Origin of the sequence: Buchnera aphidicola (Mindarus japonicus), assembly GCF_039393905.1 — a bacterium.
GTDB lineage: Bacteria > Pseudomonadota > Gammaproteobacteria > Enterobacterales > Enterobacteriaceae > Buchnera_A > Buchnera_A aphidicola_B.
In genome coordinates this window covers 372,347-395,513 of record NZ_CP135030.1, presented here as the reverse complement: position 1 = coordinate 395,513, position 23,167 = coordinate 372,347, and the positions used below count along the sequence as shown (strand labels likewise).

Sequence of the window (23,167 nt, the reverse complement as noted above, 5' to 3'; positions counted from 1 at the left end):
TATATGAAATAAAATTTATTTTTTTATTTTTTTTAATATAGGGAAAAGGATTACATCTCGAATATTATTCTGATTAGTTAAAATCATTATTAAACGATCTATTCCAATTCCCAATCCTGCTGTTGGAGGTAGGCCATATTCTAATGCGTTAATATAATCTTTGTCGTAAAAAAACATATTAGATTCATCTATATTTTTTTCTTCTATTTGATTTTTAAATCTTTTTTTTTGATCTTCTGCATCATTTAATTCAGAAAATCCATTTGCTATTTCGTAACCTGCAATGAAAAATTCAAATCTTTCAGCAATGTTTTCATCAAAATTTGTTTTTCGAGCTAATAATGAAACTTCAGTCGGATATTCAGTGATAAATGTAGGTTGAATAATTTTTTTTTCTACGGTTTTTTCAAAAATTTCAAGAATAAATTTTCCAATTTTCCAATTTTCTTTTATTTCTATATTTAGTTTTTTTGAAATTTTTTTTATTTTAGATAAAGATTCTAAGTCAGAGTACTTAATTTTAGGATTATGTTCTAAAATTGCATTTTTAATGCTAATTTTTTTAAAAGGTACATTAAAATTTATTTTATTTTTTCCATAATTAATTATTTCTTCTTTAAAAGTTTTATAAACTATTTTTTTTATTAATTTTTCAAGGATTTTCATCATATCCTTGTAGGTATCATAAGTAGAATATAATTCCATCATAGTAAATTCAGGATTATGTCGAGTAGAGATTCCTTCATTTCTAAAATTTTTATTTATTTCAAAAATTCGATTAAATCCTCCTATAATTAATTTTTTTAAATATAATTCAGGGGAAATTCTAAGATACATATTCATATTTAAAGTATTATGATGTGTTATAAATGGACGAGCATCTGCTCCCCCGGGGAGGTTTTGCATCATAGGAGTTTCGACTTCTAAAAAATTATTTTTCTCCATAAAACGACGAATATTAATCATAATTTTTGATCGATTTTTAAAGATAGTAAAAATTTTTTTATTACTAATTAAATCTAAATATCTTTTTCTATATCGTAATTCTTGATCTATTAATCCGTGATATTTATTTGGAAGAGGATGTAAAGATTTATTTAGTAGTTTAAGATTATCACAGTAAATAGATAATTCTTTTGTTTTTGTTTTAAATAATTTACCTTTAATTCCTATTATATCTCCTAAGTCTAAATCTTTAAATTTCTTAATGTATTTGTTTGATAAAATTTTTTCTTGAGTTAAGTATACTTGTATTTCTTTGTTTCCTTCCTGTAAGATTATAAATGTTGATTTACCCATAAATCTTTGTTTAATAATTCTTCCGGCAACTTGAACAATTATGTTTTGCTCTTTTAGCTTTAAATTTTCTAAATTTTTGTAATTTAAAATAATTTTTTTAATTGAAATGGTAGGTTTAAATTTATTAGGAAAATTAAAGCCTTTAGAACGAAAAAAATTTAATTTTTTTCTTCTAATTTTTTTTTGATCAGGTTCTTCTTTGGTTAAAAATATGTTTTTATCTTTTTGATAATTCATTTTTTTCATCCCTTATACACCGAGTTTTAAACTACTTTCTATAAATTGATCTAGTTCTCCATTTAACACATTTTGTACATTTCTTGTTTCTATTTTTGTTCTTAAATCTTTAATCCTAGAATTATCTAATATATAGGAACGTATTTGATTGCCCCATGCAATATCCGACTTGTTTTTTTCAATATTTTTTTTATTTTTATTTTTTTTTCTTAATTCTAATTGATAAAGTTTACATTTAATTTGTTTGATAGCGTTTTCTTTATTTTTATGTTGTGATCTGTTATTTTGACATTGTGTTACAATACCAGTAGGTAAGTGGGTAATTCGAACGGCGGATTCGGTTCTATTAACATGTTGCCCTCCTGCACCTGAAGCTCTATACACATCTATTCTTAAATCGGAATTTTTTATTTCAATATTTATTGAATCATCTATTTCAGGATAGACAAATACTGATGCAAAAGAAGTATGTCTTTTGCTTCCAGCATTAAAAGGACTTTTTCTGACTAATCGATGAATACCTGTTTCTGTTCTTAACCAACCGAAGGCATAAGGTCCTATGATATGAGCAGTAACTGATTTTATACCCGACGCTTCATTATTAGATTCATGAATAATTTTTACCTTGAATCTTTTTTGATCTAACCATTTTAAATACATTCTAAGCATTATTTTAGCCCAATCTTGAGCATCTATTCCTCCAGATCCGGCTTGTATATCAAGATAACAGTTAAAACTATCTTCTATGTTAGAAAAGCAAAAATAAAATTCCATTTTTTTAATCATGTTTTTTAATTCACCTAACGAAATAAGCAAATTATTAAAGTTTTTTTTCTTTTCCTTTAAATTCAATTCAAATTCTTCTTTAATAATTTTTAACTTAAAAATAATTTTTTCTATTTTGAATAAAGTTTTTTTTAAATTAATTTTTTCTTTATTAATTTTATTAATTATTTTTGGATTATTCCATATTTCAGGATTATTTAATTTTAAATTTATTTTTCTTATCGTATTTTTTTTTTCTTCGTAATTAAAGAAACCTCCGTATATCATTTATTTTTTCTTCATAACTTTTAATTTTATTTTTAATAATATTTATTTCAAACATAAATGTTCTCTTTTTGTTAATATACAATGTTCAAATTTTTAATTTTTATATAAATTTATATATTTCATAATTTTTTATCTATTTATATAATAATATTATATAATTATTAATAGACATTTAAAAATACTTTTTAATAAAAAAATAGGTTGTATTTCAAATGAAATTTGATGTTTCAATTAAGAAGAAAATAAATTTTTTTTATTATGAGAAATTAATGCCAATTTTAATGATTTTAAAAAATTATAAAGTTGTCATCGTTACAGGAAAAGATAGTAAAAGATATTTACAAAGTAAATTAACTATAGATATGAAAAAATTTAAAAATTATAAATATAATATAGCTGCTCATTGTTCTGTTCAAGGTAAAGTGATAGGATTATTAATGCTATTTCGATATAATGAAGGGTATGCTTATATAATTAAGAAAAATACAGTTGATTTTCAAATAAAAGAATTAAAAAAATATTCTATATTTTCAAAAGTATCAATCAACATAGAAAAAGATTTTGAAATAATAGGATTAGTTGGTGTAACTTCAAATTTTTTTTTAAAAAAATTTTTTTTTAATATTCCTAATGAAGAAAAAAAAATGGTTATTGAAGATAATATTATTTTATTTTTATTGGATAATTTAAAAAAAAGATATTTATTAATTTTTCCTAAAGAAAAAAAACATCTTTTATATAAGATGTTGCTTACAGAGGTAATTATTAAAAATTTTAAATATTGGAATTTCTTAGATATAGAATCAGGATTTCCAATAGTAGAAAAAAATATTCAAGAGAAGTTTCTTCCACAAGAATTAGGATTACAAAATATACAAGGAATTGATTTTCATAAAGGTTGTTACCAAGGACAAGAAGTGATTTCTCGTGCTTATTTTAAAAAAATAAAGAATAATTTTTTATGTTGGATGATTTCATATAAGAAAAATATTTTAAAAATTAATTTTAAAATAGAAGCAAAAATTAAAGAAAAATGGGTAATTATTGGAAAAATTATCTATGTTGTTGCAAGTAATAATAATTTTCTTTGGATTCAAGCTATTTTAAGTAAAAAAATAAATAAAAATTATAAATTTAGAGTTTTTTCAAAAAATAATGAAAAACTTATTTTAAAAAAAATTTTTTATATTTAGTTTTAAAGCAAAAAAATATGTATAATTAATGGGTTTTCTGGCATAATAAATTTAATTTATTATATATAATTTATAAAAGTATGATTAAATATAATGCATAAAGGTACTTTGTTTATTATTTCAGCAGCAAGTGGAACTGGGAAATCTACTTTGATACAACAAATGTTAAAAAAAAATATTCTAGATAACATAACTATTTCTATTTCCTATACTACTCGATTAAGACGTAAAGGAGAGAGAAATGGAAAAGATTATTATTTTATTTCAAAAAATAAATTTAAAAATATGATAAAAAAAGGATTTTTTTTAGAACATGCTAAAATATTTAATAATTATTATGGTACGTCAAAATTAATGATAGAAAAATTTTTATTATTAGGAGTTGATATTTTTTTAATTATTAATTGGGAAGGAGCGCAAAATATTCGAAGTAAAATTACAAATTCGAAAAGTATTTTTTTGCTTCCTCCTTCAAAACAGGAATTATATAGGAGACTACAAAATAGAGGTCAAGATAGCGATTTTATTATTCAAAAAAGAATGAAAACAGCAGTTTCTGAAATTAGTCATTATCATGAATATGATTATGTAATTGTAAACAATAAGTTAAAAACAGCTTTATTTGATTTAACAAATATTATTTTTGCAAATAGACTGCGTTTATCTTATCAAAAAAGAAAAAATTTTGATTTAATTAAAAAGTTATTAAAATATTAAAATACTTATTTTTTATGATTTCTAGAAGCACTTTTTCTAGCACTTTCAGTTAAATATTTTTTTCTAATTCTAATAGATTTTGGTGTTATTTCTACTAATTCATCATCATTTATAAATCCTAAAGCATATTCTAAAGTTATATTTAAAGGCGGGATCAAGGAAATAGCTTCATCAGTTCCAGATGCTCGCATATTAGTTAACTTTTTCCCAGTTAAACAATTTACTGTTAGGTCATTGTTTCTATTATGAATTCCAACAATTTGTCCTTCATAAATTTTTTCTCCATGGGAAATAAATAAACTTCCTCTATCTTGTAGATTAAAAAGAGAAAATCCAACTGCAGTTCCAGTTTTATTGGCAATCATGACGCCATTTCTTCTTTGCCCAATATTATTAGGAACAATTTCGTCATAATGGCTAAAAGAGGAATAAAATAATCCTGTTCCAGAAGTGATATTCATAAAATAAGAACGGAATCCAATTAAGGCTCTGCTTGGAATAATATATTCTAACTGAACTTTTTCATTATTTTCAGAAATCATATTTTTAAGATCTCCTTTTCGTTCTCCAATTATAGACATTATAGCTCCTTGATATTTTTTATTAATTTCTATAATTGTTTTTTCTAAAGGTTCACATAATTTTTCTTTAATTTTTTTTAAAATAACTTTAGGCCTTGATACTTCTAGTTCGAATCCTTCTCTTCTCATATTTTCTATCAATATAGATAAGTGCAACTCTCCTCTTCCAGAAACACAAAATATATTAGCATCTTCAGTTTCTTCTATGCGTAAAGCAACGTTATTAATAGCTTCTTTTTTTAGTCTTGTAAATATTTTAGGAGCAGTAACATATTTTCCTTCTATTCCAGAAAAAGGGGAGGTATTAACACAAAACATCATTTTTACTGTAGGATCTTCTATTTTTATTCGAGGCAATGGTTTTATATGACTAGGATCACAAATAGTATCTGAAATACTGATGTTGTTTAATCCAGTTAATGCTACAATATCTCCAGAATAAGCTAAATCTATTTCTTTTTTCTTTAAACCAACATAACTAAGTATCTTGTTAATTTTTCCAGTTTTTATTTTGTTTTCTTTTACAATTGAAATAATTTGATTTGGTTTTATTGTTCCTTTAATAATTCTTCCTATTCCAATAATTCCTAAATAATTATTATATTCTAATTGTGAAATTTGCATCTGTAAAAAATCATCTGAAAAATACTTAGGAGCTGGTGCATATTTAATGATAGCTTCATAAAGAGGGGTCATGTCTTTTTTCATTTTTTCATAATTAAATCCAGATGTACCAAATAGAGCAGAAGTATAAATAATTGGAAAATCTAGTTGTTCATCCGTAGCATTAAGTTCTACAAACAAATCGAAAATTTGATCAACAACCCAGTCTGGACGGACATTTTTTCTATCAATTTTATTAATAACTACTATCGGTTTTATTCCATGTTCAAATGCTTTTTGAGTTACAAATCTAGTTTGTGGCATAGGTCCATCTAAAGCATCAACTATTAACAATACAGAATCTACCATTGATATGACTCTTTCTACTTCTCCTCCAAAATCAGCATGTCCTGGAGTATCAATAATATTTATTTTATATCCTTTCCAGTTAATAGATATATTTTTTGCTAGGATAGTAATCCCTCTTTCTTTTTCTAAATCATTTGAATCTAAAATTCTTTCTTTAGTTTCTTCATGATTTTGAAAAGTTCCAGATTGTTGTAACAATTTATCTATTAAAGTAGTTTTTCCGTGATCAACATGAGCAATAATAGCTATATTTCTTATTTTTTTTTGCATTGTTTTTCCTTTAGGACATTAAAAGTATAACTATTAAAGTTTTATTTTTATAAAAATATTTTAATTTTTTTTTAATTCCTTTTGTAAGTTATAAAAAGTATAGCTTAAGTAAGTTAATAGTTGTAAAAAATTTATTTTTTAAATTTTTTTATTAAAATATAAAATTTTAATTAAGCTATGTGCTTTTATACAGCAATAAATTAATTATAAATGCTATTTATTAATAAAATGAATCATAATATATTTTTCTATTTAAATTTAAAATTCTTTTAAAAATACATTTTTATACTATATTAATTATATATTTTTTGAAATACTAATTCAATTAGTAATCTATTTTTTTATAAATATAAAATGTTTTTTTGAAATTTAATTGATGATAAATTATTTTAAAAGGAGATAATTTTTGAAAATAAAGTACGATTCTACGTTTTTTTTAAAGAGTATATCAAGTGTTTCAGGTCTAGACGATTTTAATGGAATAGAAATTGCTTTTTGTGGAAGGTCTAATTCTGGAAAATCTAGTGCTATTAATTGCTTAGCAAATAATAAAAAATTATCTAGAACGAGTAAATTTCCAGGTAGAACGAAATTAATAAACTTTTTTGAAGTATCTAAAAATTTTCGTTTAGTAGATCTTCCAGGATATGGTTTTTCTAAATTATCAAAATTAATTAAAAAAAAATTAGAATTATTAATCTATAATTATTTAGATAATAGAAAATGTTTAATAGGTTTAGTAGTTTTAATGGATATTAGAAATCCTTTAGAAACTCTTGATCAAAAAATTATTTTTTTTTCAATAAAAAGAAAAATAAAAGTTATTATTTTATTAAATAAATCGGATAAAGTATCAAAAAATTTTCAAAAAAAACAGTTACTAACTATAAAAAATTATATTTATAACATTTCGAAATTTATAAAAGTATATATTTTTTCTTCTTTAAAAAAAATAGGAGTTATTAATCTGAAAAATGAGTTAAATACTTGGAATATTATTAAATAATTTTTAATAGAACATCAAAATAGTAGATTATTATAATTAGTATATTTCTCCCCAATTTTTTCCTAATTTAGTAGATACTTTTAGTGGGATTTTTAAAGAGATAATATTTTCCATAATATATATTAATTGAGGTAATATTTCTTGATGTTCTTTTTCTTTAATTTCAAATATTAATTCATCGTGTATTTGCATAATTATTTTACTAGAAAATTTTTCTTTAGTTAAAAAATCATCTACTTCGATCATTGATTTTTTAATGATATCAGCAGCAGTGCCTTGCATAGGAGCATTGATGCAAGAACGTTCTGCAGATTTTCTAAGATATATATTATTTGATTTAATATCTGATAAATATAATTTTCTTCCTAAAATAGTATAAACAAAACCTTTTTTATAAGCAAATTTTTGAATTCTTTTTGTATATTTATAAACTTCATTGTATTTTTTAAAAAAAATATTAATATATTTTTGTGCATCGTCTACATTAACATTAATTTTTTTTGATAAACCAAAAGCAGTCATGCCATAGATTAAACTAAAGTTAACAACTTTTGCTTTTTGTCGTTGTTCATTTGTAACTTGTAAAATAGAAGTATTAAAAATTTCTGATGCTGTTAAAAGATGAATATCTTCATCTTTTCTAAAAGCATTAATTAAATAAGGATCATTTGATAAATGAGCTAGAATTCTTAATTCTATCTGCGAGTAATCTATTGAAACAATTAATGTATTTTTAGGTGCTATAAAAGATTTTCTAATTTTTTCGCCATCTTTTTTTCGGATTGGAATATTTTGCAAATTTGGATTTGAAGAAGATAATCTTCCTGTTATAGTCAAAGTTTGATGGTAAGAAGTATGAATTCTATCATCAACTGGGTTAATCATAGTTGGTAATGTTTCTAAGTAATTAGATTGTAACTTTTTAAATTTTCGATAATCTAAAATAATTTTTGCTAAAGGATTATTAAAGGATAGTTCTTTTAATACATTTTTAGCAGTAGAAAAATTCCCGTTTTTATTTTTTTTAATTTTTTTTAAATCAACATTTTTAAATAAAATTGGTTGTAACTGCTTATTTGATAGTAAATTAAAAGATAAATTAGCTAATTGATGAGCTTTTTTTTTAAGATAATTTAATCTTAAAACATTTTTTTTAGACTGTTTTTTTAACACTGATCTATCAATTAAAACGCCGTTATTTTCTATTTTTTCTATTACTTTAATTAAAGGCAAATCAATATTATTTAAAAGAAAAAGATTTTCTTTATTTTTTTTTAAACGATTCCATATATTTTTATGTAATAAAAATATAGTTTTTGTTTTTATTAGTACATCGTTTTTATTTAAGATAGAAAAATTATTTTTTTTAATATCAGTAGAATTTTTTCTAGTATTGTTTTCTTTGTTTTTTATCCATTTCTCTTTTAGTTCGCATAAATTATATTTTTCTCCATACTGGCTATTTAACAAATATGATTCAAGGAATATATCATGTTGAATACCATCTAAAATAATTTTATTCTTTTTAAGAACTTTCCTATCTTTTTTTAAATTTTCGCTAATTTTTACATTCTTTTTGTTTTCAAAAATTTCTTTAAAATTTTTAATAGAAATATTTTTATCAAAGGGAAAATAAATAATATCTTTTTCAGATATTGAAAAAGCTACCCCTATTAATTTTTTTATTTTTTTTAAAGAGTTATCTAAGTGTAAAGAAAAAGAAAAAGCAGAAGATTGGTTTATTTTATTAAGAAAATAATCTATGTTTTTCTTAGAATTATGTGAAAAAATAGTAAAATTATTTAATTTTTTTTGAATTAATGTATTTTTTTTATAAAAAAAATCGAAATCTTTAATTTTTTTACTCCATGAATTAATGTTATAATATTCAAAAAATATAGATAGATTTAAAATTTTAGGATTAGAAAATTCTAATTTTTTTTTATTCATATTTATATCAACATTTGAATTGATAGTAATTAGTTTTTTAAACAAAAGTATTGATGTTTTATACTCGTTTAAAAGAGAAATAATTTTCTTTGAGTTTTTTATAATAGAAGATGTTATATTATTTAAATTTTTATAGATAGATTCAATTGATCCAAAATTTTTTATTAAAACTAAAGCAGTTTTATTTCCTATTCCTGGAACCCCTGGAATAGAATCAGATTTATCTCCAACTAAGCTTAAAAAATCAATAATTTGTTTAGGATGAAAATTATATTTTTTTTTTATTTCATTTGGTCCAATAACTTTTCCATTAACAGTATGAATGATGTTAATATTATCTCTAACTAGTTGAACCATATCTTTGTCATAACTTTTAATTAGAACTATGTTTCCTTTTTTGAATTCTTTTTTGGCAATGGTTCCTATAATATCATCTGCTTCTATTGTAGGTATGCTTAATGTAGGTATACCTAGCATATTTATAACTGATTTTAATGGAAAAATTTGAATTTTTAAATTTTCTGGCATTGCTTTTCTTTTACATTTATATGTTTTAAAAATAGAATGTCTAAAATTTTTTTGAGAAGAGTCAAATATAACTATTATTTTTTTAGGCGTATATTTTTTTAATAGATTTAGCAACATATTAACCATTCCATATATGACATTAGATGGTTCATTAAAAGTGTTTTTTAATTCAGGAAGAGCATAATAAAATCGATAAAGGTATAAATTTCCGTCAATTAATATAACAGGGTTTAGTTTATTTAAGTCTTTGTTTTTTATATTCATAAAAATTAAAATTTTAAAATTATTAAAATTAACTAAGTTTAACATATTAATTTCTATAATAATTATAGATTTTTTATTTGTTATAATTGATAAATTTATATTTTAATAGATTTAATATTTTTAAAAAATTAATAATTTATATAAATATAAATCTTTTATTTTTATTAAAAAATTCTATTTTTGAATTTTATTTAAAAAAATATTTTTTTAATGAAATGTGTATGTAATATACATATATAATTTCAATATTTCATTGAATTGAAAATTAATGATTTTAAAGCATAAAAAACTTATTTTTATTGATTAATAACTTAGTTTTATACTATATATATAATTAATTTTATTTCGATAAAATTTGAAAAATTTCTTTTTATATAGAGAAAAAACGTGAATAATCAGATTAAAAAAAAAATTTTTCCAAAAGATATTTTTAATAAGAAAGATGATACTCGTAGGTTACATACTCCGATAATTAAACAATATTTATTGATAAAAAGAAAATTTCCTAATATTATTCTTTTTTTTAGAATGGGAGATTTTTATGAATTATTTTATGAAGATGCCATATTAGTTTCTGATTTACTAAAAATAGTTTTAACAAATAGAGGGTATTCGGCCGGAAAAAAGGTTCCTATGGCTGGTATACCTGTTCATACTTCACAAAGATATTGGAAAAAATTATTAAATTTAGGAAAATCTATTGCTGTATGTGAACAAAAAAAAAATACGTTAATAGGGAAAAATAAATTAATTGATCGAGAGGTAGTTCAAGTAATTACTCCTGGAACAGTTATTGAAGATTTTTTTTTGAATAATGATACGGATAATATTTTAGCTGCAGTTTTTAAAAATGAAAATAAATTCGGATATTCGTATATAAATGTTTCCTCTGGAGATTTTTATGTTTCAGAACATGAAAATTTAGAATCTTTTTTGTCTGAATTGTATAGAACTAATCCAATAGAATTATTATGTAGCGATAATTTTAAAGATATTATCGAAATTAAAATTAGTAATAGTTTAATTGAATATCGATCCATCATTGAGTTTGATATAGAAAGTGCTTATCGACAACTTATTTTGCATTTTAATACTCAAAATTTAGAAGGATTCGGAATACAAAAAAAACATTTAGGATTAGGTGCTGCTGGTTGTTTATTACAATATATTAAATCTGTACAAAAAATCTTATTAAAAAATATTTCGGCAATTAAAGTAAATTTTCCAAAAAAGTACATTTTATTAGATAAAGTTTCTAGAATTCATTTAGAATTAACAAAAAATGTATTAGGAGGTTATAAAAATACTTTGTCTTTCGTTTTGAATAAATGCGTAACTTCTATGGGTTTAAGAATGTTAAAACGTTGGATACACGCGCCTATTAGAGATATTAAAATTGTTAAAAATAGACAAAATAGTATAAAAGAATTACGAAAAAAATATGTAGAGTTAAAATCTATATTTAGAAAAGTTAGTGATTTAGAAAGAATTTGTTCTCGAGTAGTTACATTAAAAGCAAATCCGATAGATTTAATTAAAATAAAATTAACTTTACTAGAATTTGTTAAAATTAAAACATTATTACTAGAAATTAAAGAAAACAATATAAAAAGTATTGTTAAGCGATTAGGTGATAATAAGGAAATTATTTTTTTATTACATTCTTACATTGATTCTAATTCTTCTACTTCCATAAAAAATGGAAATGTAATTTTAAAAGGTGTTAATAAAAAATTAGATTATTTAAGAAATATTTCAAGTAATTCATTATCAGTTATTCAAAAATTTGAAATTTTTGAAAAAAAAACGTTAAAAATAAATTCTTTAAAAATAGGTTTTAATAGAATTATTGGGTATTATATTCAAATAAATAAAAAGCATGAAAAATTAATACCTAAAAAATATATAAAAATACAAACATTAAAGGTTTATAACCGATATACAACATTAGAATTAAAGAGTTTTGAAAAAGAAGTTATATCATCAAAGTTTCAAGTTTTAGAATTAGAAAATTATTTATATAACAGGTTATTAGAAAAACTAGAATTTTATATACCTTCTTTGAAAATTAGTGCTAAAGCGATAGCTGAATTAGATGTTTTAGCAAATTTAGCAGAAAGAGCTGTAAAATTAAAATATATATGCCCACATTTGACAAATAAAACAGAAATTCGTTTAAATGATAGTCGTCATCCAGTTATAGAATCAATATTAACTCATTCTTTTGTTTCTAATTCTGTTGATTTGTCATCAAAGAATAGGATGTTAATCATTACTGGTCCAAATATGGGCGGAAAAAGTACATATATGAGACAAATAGGATTAATTGTAATTATGGCATGGATAGGTAGTTTCGTTCCTGCAAAAAGTGCTATCATTGGAAATATAGATCAAATTTTTACTAGGATTGGTTCTTCTGATGATTTGTCAGGAGGAAAATCATCATTTATGGTGGAAATGATTGAAACTGCTAATATATTAAATAATGCTAGTTCCAATAGTTTGGTTTTAATAGATGAAATAGGAAGAGGAACATCTATTGATGATGGATTGGCTTTAGCTTGGTCAGTGTCTCTGTATTTAGTTAAATATATACAGTCTATAACTTTGTTTTCTACACATTATTTTGAGTTAACAAAGTTAGAAAAAAAGAATAAAAATGTAAAAAACGTTTATTTATCAACAATTGAACATAATGGAAAAATTTCCTTTTTATATAAGTTGGAAAAAGGATTTGTAAATAAAAGCTATGGAATACTAGTAGCGGCTCTTTCTGGATTCCCAATGAAAGTAATTGATTTAGCTAATATCAAATTAAAAGAAATTAAATTTAATAAAAAAATAACACTAAGATTGTTTTTAAAAAAATACTTAAATAATAATTTATTATCTTTTATACTTAGTAAAGTAAATAAAATAAAGAGAAAGTTTTTAAGAAAATAATTTTTCTGTTAATAAATAAAAAATAATATTTGGATATTTTAATATATGGAAACTCAAAATAATTTAAATTTTTTTCATCCATTAAATGAATCAGAAAAAAAAACTTTAGATACTTTAAGTAAAAATTTGTCGGAAGAAAAAAAAATATGGCTTTCGGGCTATTTTTGGGGAATGTCAAAACTTTCTAAAAATAAAAATTTAGATTTAAATAATCCTGTAAAAAAAGATAATAATCCAATTACTATTTTATGTGCTTCTCAAACAGGAAATGCTAAAATTGCTTCCAAAGTCGTTAAAGAAGTCTTTGATTCATATGAATTGCCTTCAGTACTAATTAATGTTTGTGATTACAAAATAAAAAATATAAATAAAGAAAAATTATTGATATTAATCATATCTACTCATGGAGAAGGAGAACCTCCAGAAGAAGCTTTATTGTTATATAAATTTTTATTTTCAAAAAGACATATTGATATGAATTTAGTTAATTATTCAGTTTTTGGGTTAGGAGATAGTTCCTACGATTTTTTTTGTAAAGCTGGAAAAGATTTTGATAATCGAATTTCACAATTAGGAGGAAAAAAATTATTAAATCGAATTGATGCAGATGTTGAATATATGGAACTAATAAAAGAATGGAGTGTAAAATTATCTAAAATTATTAAAGATAAATTTTTTATCTCGATTAAAAATAATGAAGAAAAACAAAATTTTGAAAAAATTGATAATAAAAAAATAGAAAAAATATTTGATAGAGAAAATCCATTCTCAGGTGTTATATTATCTAATAAAAGAATTACAGGAAGAAATTCTAATAAGATTATTAATCATATTGAAATAGATTTGCAAGATTCAAAAATAACTTATACTCCCGGAGATGTTTTGGGGGTTTGGTATAAGAATGATTGCATATCAATTAAAAATTTATTGAAAATATTAAAAATTGAATCAACTACAAAAGTTTTTTTTAAAAATAAAAAAGAAAGTATTTTTGATTTACTTCGGGAAAAATTTGAAATTACTATCAATACGAAAAAAATTATAGAATCATATAATTATTTTGCAAAATCAAATGCATTACAAAGCGTTCTTTCAAATGTAATTGAAATAAAAAAGTATACTCAAAATATTTCTTTTTTAGAAATGGTTTATCAAAATCCTACTAGAATGACAGCAAATGAATTAATTTCGTTTTTAAGACCATTAACACCTAGATTATATTCTATATCTTCTTCTCAAAAAGAAATAAATGATGAAATTCACATTACAGTTGGATTATTAAAATATCAGATTAATAATCGAATATATAAAGGAGGAGCATCAAATTATTTAATTAATGAACTTAAAGAAGAACAGAAAGTTTCAATTTTTGTTCAAGAAAATAAAAACTTTCGATTACCTAGCAATACAGATACCTCTATTATTATGATATCAGCTGGAACAGGAATTGCTCCATATAGATCATTTATGCAAGAGAGAGAAAATACTAAATCTAAAGGGAAAAATTGGTTATTTTTTGGAAATCAATATTTTACAGAAGATTTTTTGTATCAAATAGAATGGCAACGATATTTTAAAAATAAATTATTAACTAAAGTTAGTTTGGCCTGGTCTAGAGATCAAAAAGAAAAAATATATGTACAACATAAAATACGCGAACATGGTTTATCAGTTTGGGAGTGGATTAAGTCAGGAGCGTATATATATGTTTGTGGAGATGCTTTTAATATGGCTAAAGAAGTTGAACAAACATTATTATCAATTTTTGAACAATATGGAAATATGAATAAAAAATCAGCAGAGGAATTTTTATTTACTTTAAGAAATAAAAAACGATATCAGCGAGATGTATACTAATGAATCAGAAAAAAAATAAAATTAATTCAATTATAAGTTTATTTAGTGAAGCGGAAAAAATAAAAGCTAACAGCAATTATTTACGAGGGACTATTAAAAAAGATCTGAAAAATACCTTAACAAATGGTTTTACTGGAGATAATTATTCATTAATTCGATTTCATGGAATGTATCAGCAAGATGATAGAGATTTACGAAAAGAAAGAATGGAACAAAAACTAGAACCTCGTCATGCTATGATGTTACGTTGTAGAATACCTGGTGGTATAATTAAACCTTATCAATGGCTAGAAATTGATCGATTTTCAAATGAAAATACTTTATATAAAACTATAAGATTAACAAATCGTCAAACATTTCAATTTCATGGAATTTTAAAAAAAAATTTAAAGAAAGTTCATAAAATGTTAGCTTTAATAGGATTAGATTCATTTGCAACCGCTAATGATGTTAATAGAAACGTTTTATGTTCTTCTGATTTAATGGCTTCTAATTTACATAAATCTACTTATGAATGGGCAAAAAAAATTTCTGAATATTTTTTACCAAAAACAAATGCTTATGCTGAAATTTGGTTAGATAAAAAAAAGATAGTATTAAATGAAAAAGAACCTATTTTAGGAAAAACCTATCTTCCTAGAAAATTTAAAATAGCTATTGCTATTCCACCAAACAATGATGTTGATTTACATGCTAATGATATAGCACTTGTAGCAATTTCAAAAGAAGAAAAGTTAATTGGTTTTAATGTATTTGTAGGAGGTGGATTATCTATTGAGCATAATAATAGTAATACCTGGCCATCTTTAGCTGTAGAATTTGGTTTTGTTAATTTATTAAATGTATTAAAAGTTCTTGAAGCTATAGTTACTGTTCAACGAGATTGGGGTAATAGGTATGATCGAAAAAATGCTAAAACTCGTTATACATTAAAAAAATTTGGAAAAGAAAAATTTATAAATGAAGTGGAATTTAGATCCAAAACTAAATTTAAAACTATTTATCCTTATACTTTTATTAATAGAGGGGATAAATTTGGATGGAGTAAAGGAATTAACGGAAAATGGAGTTTTACTTTATATATTGAAAATGGTCGTTTAATTGAAGATTATAAAAAAATTAAATCTGGTTTGTATAAGATAGCACTTATACACGACGGAGATTTTCGAATTACAGCAAATCAAAATATAATAATTTATAATATTTCAAGTGATAAAAAAGAAAGTATAGAAGAAATTCTTTTTAAATATATGGTTATAAGCAATATTACAGAATTACAAAAAAATTCTATGGCATGTGTTTCTTTTCCCACATGTCCCCTAGCTATGGCTGAAGCTGAAAGAATTTTAACTATGTTTGTTAAAGAAATAGATAAAATAATGGAAGAGTATCATTTAACAAACGAAAGTATTATTTTACGAATTACAGGATGTCCAAACGGTTGTGCCAGGTCCTTATTAGCGGAAATAGGTTTAATAGGAAAATCAATGAATAAATATAATTTATATCTTGGAGGTAATAAAATAGGAACTAGAATTCCTAGGTTATATGGAGAAAATTATAGCTTATCTAAAATAATAGAAATCATTAAACCTATGATTCATAGATGGTCTATAGAAAGATTTTTTAAAGAATGTTTTGGAGATTTCTTGGTTCGTGTTAAAATAATTGAGTCTGTTTCAAATTTACCAAATAATTTTTGGAAAAAATAAAAGGAAACTTATTAATTATGTCAATTATAGATTTTTCAGAAATTCAACATTGGACATCAGATCAAAAAGCTGATTTTTTGAAAAAGAATAATTTTTTTATAAATAAGCTATCTACAAAAAAAAGAATTGTATGGGCGCTAAATAACTTACCTCATGAAATAGTGTTGTCATCAAGTTTTGGTTTACATTCAGTAGTTTTGCTGCATCTTATTACTAAACAAAAATCAGATATTCCTATTGTTGTAATAGATACAGGATATTTTTTTGTCGAGACTTATAAATTCATTGATTTTTTAACAGAAAAATTTAATTTAAATATAAAAGTATACTCTGCAGAAATATCTTCTGCTTGGCAGGAGGTTCGTTATGGAAAGTTATGGGAAAAAGGAATTAAAGGAATTGATAAATATAATTTTATTAATAAAGTAAAACCTATGAAACATGCTTTAAAAGATCTATCGGTCCAAACTTGGATAGCTGGTTTAAGAAGAGTTCAAGCAAATAGTAGAGTAAATTTAAATTATTTAGAAATAAAGAAAAATTTTTTTAAATTTTTTCCAATTTTAGACTGGTCTGATAAAAAGGTTTTTGACTATATTAAAGATCATAATTTGCCGTATCATCCTTTATTTAAAAAAGGATATGTTTCTATTGGAGATGTACATACGACAAGTAAATATGTAAAAGGAATGGTAAAAGAAAAAACAAGGTTTTTTGGTTTAAAAAGAGAATGCGGTTTACATCATATAAAGTAATTTGATTATTTTTTTAATTCAATTTAAAAGAGCATAAAAAACGTTTATTTGTATTTATTTGAGGAGCATGTGAATTATTTCCCTTGTTTTATTAATTTAAAAAACAAAAAAGTATTATTTGTAGGTGCTGGAAAAATTGCTGTTAGAAAAATTTTTTTTCTACTTAATATGAATTCAATTATAATGGTTGTTTCTAGAAATATTTCTTCGGAATTAATTGAAATATATAAAAAAAGAAAAATTAATTGGGTGGATACTGAATTTTTTGAAAATCAGTTAAACGAAGTATTTTTAGTTATTGTCGCGACAAACGATAATATATTAAATACTTATATTTATAAAAAATCAAAACAGAAAAGGATATTAATCAATGTTATCGATGATCGTTCAAAATGTTCTTTTATTTTTCCTTCTATAGTAGATCGATTTCCAATAACAATAGCAGTTTCTTCTGGTGGAACTGCACCAGTATTAACTAGAATTATTAAAGAACGAATAGAATCAATTCTTCCAATAAATTTAGGGAAATCAGCTTTACTAGCTGAAAAATGGAGAAGTCATGTTAAATTAAAATTTAAAAAAAATACGCATCGACGTTATTTTTGGGAAAAAATTTTTAATGGAATATTTATTAGTCATGTTTTAAATGGAAATTTAAAACAAGCTATTAAAATATTAAATAATGAAATAAAACAAAAAACTTCATTTAAAGGAGAAATTTTTTTAGTAGGAGCGGGACCAGGCGACAGTGGTTTGTTAACTTTGAGAGGTTTACAAGTTATACAACAAGCTGATGTTGTTTTATATGATAACTTAGTAAGTTCTGATATTTTATCGCTAATTCGAAAAGATGCTAAAAAAATTTATGTAGGAAAGATAGCCAATAAACCATGTATTAGTCAAAAAAATGTTAATTCAATGTTAATTACTATGGCTAAAAATGGAAACAAAGTTGTTCGTTTAAAAGGTGGCGATCCTTTTATTTTTGGAAGAGGTGGGGAAGAATTAGAAGAAGCTAAAAAATTTAAAATTAATTTTCAAGTTGTTCCTGGTATTACTTCAGCAATTGGAGTTGCTGCTTATTCAGGAATTCCATTAACACATCGAAATTATTCAAGTGGAATAATATTTATTACTGGATGTAACCAAGAAAAAGAAAGTCAAGATTGGTCTTTTATATCAAAATGTAAAAATTACACTTTAGTTATTTATATGGCTAAATTACAATCTTCGTATATATTTGATAAATTAAGAGTTAATAAATATCCTTTGGATATGCCTATGGCTTTAATTGAAAAAGGAACTACATTAAAGCAAAAAACTATTATAGATACTTTTATAAATCTTAAAAAATTATCATGTTTAATGAAACGGCCTACATTATTAATTCTTGGAAAAGTGGTTTCATTGTCAAAAAAATTATCTTGGTTTAAAAAAGATATCAATTAGATTAATAGATCTTAAACTTAATTAAATTTGGGGAGAAAATGAAAAAAAATCTATTTTCTTATTTATCTCAATTAGAAGCTGAAAGTATTTTTATTATTCGAGAAGCATTTTCAGAATTTGAAAATCCAGTAATGTTATACTCGATAGGAAAAGATTCCTCTGTTATGCTACACTTAGCAAAAAAAGCTTTTTATCCAGGTAAAATTCCTTTTCCATTATTACATGTAGATACTGGATGGAAGTTTAAAGAAATGTATGAATTTAGAGATCAGATTGTTAAAGAAACAAATGCAGAATTAATTGTTTATACTAATTCAGAAGGAGAAAAATTAAAAATTGATCCTTTTGTTCATGGTAGTGATAAGTTTACTAATATTATGAAAACTGAAGCATTAAAAAAAGCTATGAAAAAGTATAATGTAGATGCTGCTTTTGGAGGAGCGAGAAGAGATGAGGAAAGGTCGAGATCTAAGGAAAGAGTTTATTCTTTTAGAGATCAATTACATCAATGGGATCCTAAAAAACAGAGACCTGAGTTATGGAATATCTATAATGGACAAATCAATGTGTTAGAAAGCATGAGGATATTTCCTTTATCTAATTGGACTGAATTAGATGTTTGGGAATATATTTTTTTAGAAGAAATAAAAGTTGTTCCATTATATTTTTCTAAAAAAAGACCTATTTTAAATAGAAATGGAAAACTACTTATGGTTGAAGATGATAGATTAAAAATTCAATCTACTGAAAAAATAACATTTGAAAATGTTAGGTTTAGAACTTTAGGATGTTGGCCTTTTACGTCTGCTATAAAATCTAACGCAAAAAATGTATTTGATATTATTAACGAAATGATAGTAGTTAAAACTAGCGAAAGAACTGGAAGATTAATAGACCATGATCGATCAAGTTCTATGGAATTAAAAAAACGACAAGGTTATTTTTAGTTGGGTAATAAAATGAAAAAAGAAATAAATATTAATAATAAAGGTTTGTTTACAGAAAAAAAGTGGTTTTCTTGTAATAAAAATAAAGATATTTTTCGATTTCTAACATGTGGTAGTGTAGATGATGGAAAAAGCACTTTAATAGGTCGATTATTATATGATACTAATCAGATTTATGATGATCAATTAGAGCTTTTATTAAAAGATAGTAAAAAACATGGAACTCAAGGTAATAATTTAGATTTTGCATTATTGGTTGATGGACTGCAATCTGAAAGAGAACAAGGAATTACGATTGATGTAGCTTATAGATATTTTTCTACTAAGAAAAGAAAGTTTATTATGGCAGATACGCCTGGTCATGAAGAGTACACATGTAATATGGCAACTGGAGCGTCTAAATGTGACTTATCAATTATTCTTATAGATGCTCAAATAGGTCTTTCAGAACAAACTTATAGACATGTTTTTATTAGTTTTATTTTTGGAATAAAATACTTAATTATTACAGTTAATAAAATGGATTTAGTGCATTATAAAAAAGATGTTTTTGAAAAAATTAAAAAAGATTTTTTATTTTTTCTAGAAAGATTTTCAATAAAGTTAAATGTATTTTTTGTTCCAATATCAGCATTATTAGGGGTAAATATAGTTAATAATAAATTGTTAATTAAATGGTATGAAGGACCTTCATTGTTAAATTTATTAGAAACAATTAAAATAATCAAAAAAGAATATAAAGAAGAAAATTTAAGATTTCCTATTCAATACGTTAATCGTGCTAACGCAAATTTTAGAGGTTATTCTGGTACAATAGTATCAGGTTGTATATCCGTGGGACAAAGAATAAAAGTTTTACCATCTGCTGCTTTTGTTACAGTTGAAAAAATAGTAACATATGAAAAAAATTTGATTAAAGCGAATACTGGTCAATGTGTAACTATTTTACTAAAAGAAAAGATTGATGTTAGTAGAGGAGATTTGTTTGTTGATTCATCTTCAATGATAGAACCTAAGCAAAGTATTTTTGTTAAGATTATATCTATGTCTAAAAATCCAATAATTTCTGGAAACATATATAATATAAAAACTGCAACAAAAAAAACAAGAGCATTTATAAAAAAAATTATTTATAAAATAGATATAAAATCATTAAAGAAAAATAAATCGGATAAATTGATGTTAAATGAAATAGGATTAATAGAAGTTATGTTAGATGAGCCTATTTTCTTTGACAATTTTAAAAAGAATAAAGTTATGGGTAGTATGATCTTTATAGATTTGTTTAATAACAATACTATTGCAGGCGGAATGTTTAAAGAATTTCAAAAAGAAAAAAAATCTTTAAAAGAAAATGTTTTAAGTAATAATTTTGAGTGTGAATTTCGTTCATTAATATCCAAATATTTTCCACATTGGGGAATAAAAAATATTTCCTAGTTATTTTATAAGAATTATAAAAACATATGAATCAAAAAAACATTATTTGGCATAAACATATTATTAATAGAGAAAAAAGAGAATTTTTTAATAAACATAAATCAATAGTTTTATGGTTTACAGGATTATCAGGATCAGGAAAATCTACAATTGCTGGAAATTTAGAAAATATTTTATATAAAAAAGGAATTAGGACTTATTTATTAGATGGAGATAATGTTCGATTAGGATTATGCAAAGACCTTTCTTTTACTTCAATAGATAGAAAGGAAAATGTTCGTAGAGTTGCAGAAGTGGCTAAATTAATGATTGACGCAGGAATAGTGGTGCTTTGTGCTCTTATTACTCCTTATAAAAAAGATAGGTTCTTAATTCGAAATATTATTGGAGAAAAAAATTATGTAGAAATCTTTATAGATACTTCTTTAGAAATTTGTAGGTCTAGAGATCCTAAAGGGTTATATAAGCAAAATATTTTAAAAAAGATTGATAATTTTACAGGATTTGATTCAGTTTATGAGATCCCAACGTGTCCAGATATTCACATTAATGGAGAAAATTCTTTGAAATTTATATTAAAAAAAATATTTAGAATCATTGAAAGTAAAATTTTTTAGAAAAATAAAAAAAAATAATTTTTTTAATATATAAAAAAAATATTTCATTTTAAAAAAATATATAAATTATATTAATATATGTAAAGCAAAAAAGTAAATATAAGAGAAGTTAATTTTTTAATTTTTTTAAAAATTTTTTTTAGTTAAAGAAAATAGAGAATTAACTAATTATTTTGAAATTGAAAATAATAAAATTAAGAGTAAAAAATAATTTTAAGTAAAGTTGAAAATATAAAAATATTAACAAGTTAAGTAGTTATTTAAAAAAAAATAATTTAAATTAATTTAAATATATAAAACTATACTTATTTAAAATATTAATTTTTAAGGAAAAAAATAAAATGAGTCTTATTTTATTTAAAGATTTTAGGTTTGAAGCAGCTCATAAATTACCTTATGTTACAAAAGAACACAAATGTTATAAGTTACACGGACATTCTTTTTTAGTTCGTGTAAATATAAAAGGTGAAATTGATGATGATACTGGTTTTATAATAGATTTCAAAGAAGTAGATAATGCTTTTCAACCTATTAAATTTCAATTAAATCATGCTTATCTTAATTCAATTAAGGGTTTAGAAAATCCGACAATAGAAATTTTATCGAAATGGATCTGGAAAAAATTAAAACCTAAATTAAATAATTTATATTCAATTAAAATTAATGAAACAATTTCATCAGGATGTATTTATAAAGAATAAAGAATATTAAGGAATCACTAAATATTTTTGTATTTGTATGGATAGTCTCCAATTATTTATTAAACATAATTTAATACATAAATCAGTGGCTTTTTTATCTTGGTTAATTGGTTGTAAAAAAATTAATTTAGATCTTATATTTTTTTTCATACTTTTTAAAAATATTTTTAATTTAATTACATCACTGTTATTCAAGATTGCATATTTGATTTCATTAGCACGAAAAATAGCACTATTAACTATTTTTTTACCTATAGTTATTTTAGGGGATACAGTTACCCAGGTTTTTTTAGAGCAATATATAGTATGTGTTCCACTAGTTTCTATTTGACAGGAATAACCTTTTTTTTCTAGTTCTTTTGTTAGAATTTTAAGATTGAAAACGCACGGTTCTCCTCCGGTTATAACTATATGTTTTGCTTTCCAGTTATATTTTTTAATAAAGTAAATTATTTCGAAAGTGTTAAGAAAAGCCCAATTTTTTGTAGATTTTTTTTTATTAATTATATTTTTAGGTTCGACTTGATTTTCATTTAATAATTTCCATGTATGTTTAGTATCACACCAACTACAACGAATTGGACAACCTTGTATTCGAATAAAAATAGAAGGTTGTCCAGCATAAAACCCTTCTCCTTGTATTGTTTCGTACATTTCATTAATTGGATATTTCATT

The 23,167-nt window shown here is 22.9% G+C and carries 17 protein-coding genes; 12 read left to right on the top strand and 5 right to left on the bottom strand.

The features are described 5' to 3' along the window. Positions 1–15: 15 nt before the first annotated feature. Together lysS and prfB are read right to left on the bottom strand one after the other, a co-directional pair. A complete protein-coding gene (gene lysS / locus RJT65_RS01810; protein ID WP_343152523.1) occupies positions 16–1,536 on the bottom strand; it encodes a lysine--tRNA ligase in 1,521 nt (506 codons plus the stop codon). A gap of 12 nt (positions 1,537–1,548) precedes the next feature. Further along, positions 1,549–2,644, bottom strand: a protein-coding gene (prfB, locus tag RJT65_RS01805) for a peptide chain release factor 2 (protein WP_343152522.1) whose coding sequence is annotated in 2 segments (ribosomal slippage) — positions 1,549–2,577 and positions 2,579–2,644 — 1,095 coding nt in all. Because the reading frame shifts where the segments join, the coding sequence is not laid out codon by codon here. Positions 2,645–2,858: 214 nt separating this feature from the next. On the opposite strand from prfB, the gene ygfZ reads away from it, so the two are divergent. Together ygfZ and gmk are read left to right on the top strand one after the other, a co-directional pair. After that, positions 2,859–3,782, top strand: coding sequence for a tRNA-modifying protein YgfZ (gene ygfZ, locus RJT65_RS01800; RefSeq protein ID WP_343152521.1), 924 nt, complete (start codon positions 2,859–2,861; stop codon positions 3,780–3,782). Between the two features lie 93 nt (positions 3,783–3,875). Next, positions 3,876–4,499 carry a guanylate kinase gene (gene gmk / locus RJT65_RS01795; protein WP_343152520.1) on the top strand — a complete coding sequence of 208 codons (624 nt, stop codon included), beginning with the start codon at positions 3,876–3,878 and terminating at the stop codon, positions 4,497–4,499. Between the two features lie 5 nt (positions 4,500–4,504). Here gmk and typA read toward each other — a convergent pair whose 3' ends face one another. After that, positions 4,505–6,322, bottom strand: coding sequence for a translational GTPase TypA (gene typA / locus RJT65_RS01790; RefSeq protein ID WP_343152519.1), 1,818 nt, complete (start codon positions 6,320–6,322; stop codon positions 4,505–4,507). A gap of 406 nt (positions 6,323–6,728) precedes the next feature. Here typA and yihA point away from each other — a divergent pair, with 406 nt between their 5' ends. After that, complete coding sequence (gene yihA, locus RJT65_RS01785; RefSeq protein ID WP_343152518.1) at positions 6,729–7,328, top strand: ribosome biogenesis GTP-binding protein YihA/YsxC; 600 nt, start codon at positions 6,729–6,731, stop codon at positions 7,326–7,328. A gap of 36 nt (positions 7,329–7,364) precedes the next feature. Here yihA and polA read toward each other — a convergent pair whose 3' ends face one another. Further along, entirely contained in the window at positions 7,365–10,070 is a 2,706-nt protein-coding gene (gene polA / locus RJT65_RS01780; RefSeq protein ID WP_343152517.1) for a DNA polymerase I, read from the bottom strand. Positions 10,071–10,457: 387 nt separating this feature from the next. Here polA and mutS point away from each other — a divergent pair, with 387 nt between their 5' ends. The 9 genes from mutS (at position 10,458) to queD (ending at position 22,491) form a co-directional block, all read left to right on the top strand. After that, entirely contained in the window at positions 10,458–13,013 is a 2,556-nt protein-coding gene (mutS, locus tag RJT65_RS01775) for a DNA mismatch repair protein MutS (protein WP_428994322.1), read from the top strand. A 45-nt stretch (positions 13,014–13,058) separates the two neighbouring features. Next, positions 13,059–14,870 (top strand): assimilatory sulfite reductase (NADPH) flavoprotein subunit, encoded by a 1,812-nt coding sequence (locus RJT65_RS01770; RefSeq protein WP_343152516.1) that lies wholly within the window; start codon positions 13,059–13,061, stop codon positions 14,868–14,870. Then, the gene (gene cysI, locus RJT65_RS01765; RefSeq protein ID WP_343152515.1) at positions 14,870–16,582 is read left to right on the top strand and encodes an assimilatory sulfite reductase (NADPH) hemoprotein subunit; all 1,713 of its coding nucleotides are present in this window, start codon (positions 14,870–14,872) and stop codon (positions 16,580–16,582) included. The genes RJT65_RS01770 and cysI overlap by 1 nt, the downstream gene beginning before the upstream one ends. A gap of 17 nt (positions 16,583–16,599) precedes the next feature. Next, positions 16,600–17,337, top strand: a complete 738-nt coding sequence (locus RJT65_RS01760) for a phosphoadenylyl-sulfate reductase (RefSeq protein WP_343152514.1) — start codon at positions 16,600–16,602, stop codon at positions 17,335–17,337. Between the two features lie 69 nt (positions 17,338–17,406). Then, positions 17,407–18,786 (top strand): siroheme synthase CysG, encoded by a 1,380-nt coding sequence (gene cysG, locus RJT65_RS01755; RefSeq protein WP_343152513.1) that lies wholly within the window; start codon positions 17,407–17,409, stop codon positions 18,784–18,786. 38 nt (positions 18,787–18,824) lie between these two features. Continuing rightward, the gene (gene cysD / locus RJT65_RS01750; RefSeq protein WP_343152512.1) at positions 18,825–19,733 is read left to right on the top strand and encodes a sulfate adenylyltransferase subunit CysD; all 909 of its coding nucleotides are present in this window, start codon (positions 18,825–18,827) and stop codon (positions 19,731–19,733) included. 24 nt (positions 19,734–19,757) lie between these two features. Beyond that, positions 19,758–21,173, top strand: coding sequence for a sulfate adenylyltransferase subunit CysN (gene cysN / locus RJT65_RS01745; protein ID WP_343153188.1), 1,416 nt, complete (start codon positions 19,758–19,760; stop codon positions 21,171–21,173). A gap of 26 nt (positions 21,174–21,199) precedes the next feature. Further along, positions 21,200–21,790: an adenylyl-sulfate kinase gene (gene cysC, locus RJT65_RS01740; protein ID WP_343152511.1), complete on the top strand. Its 591-nt coding sequence runs from the start codon at positions 21,200–21,202 to the stop codon at positions 21,788–21,790. A gap of 341 nt (positions 21,791–22,131) precedes the next feature. Next, positions 22,132–22,491, top strand: a complete 360-nt coding sequence (queD, locus tag RJT65_RS01735) for a 6-carboxytetrahydropterin synthase QueD (RefSeq protein ID WP_343152509.1) — start codon at positions 22,132–22,134, stop codon at positions 22,489–22,491. A gap of 6 nt (positions 22,492–22,497) precedes the next feature. Here the strand turns inward: queD and queE are convergent, their stop codons facing one another. After that, positions 22,498–23,166, bottom strand: a complete 669-nt coding sequence (gene queE, locus RJT65_RS01730; protein WP_343152508.1) for a 7-carboxy-7-deazaguanine synthase QueE — start codon at positions 23,164–23,166, stop codon at positions 22,498–22,500. Position 23,167 lies beyond the last annotated feature (1 nt).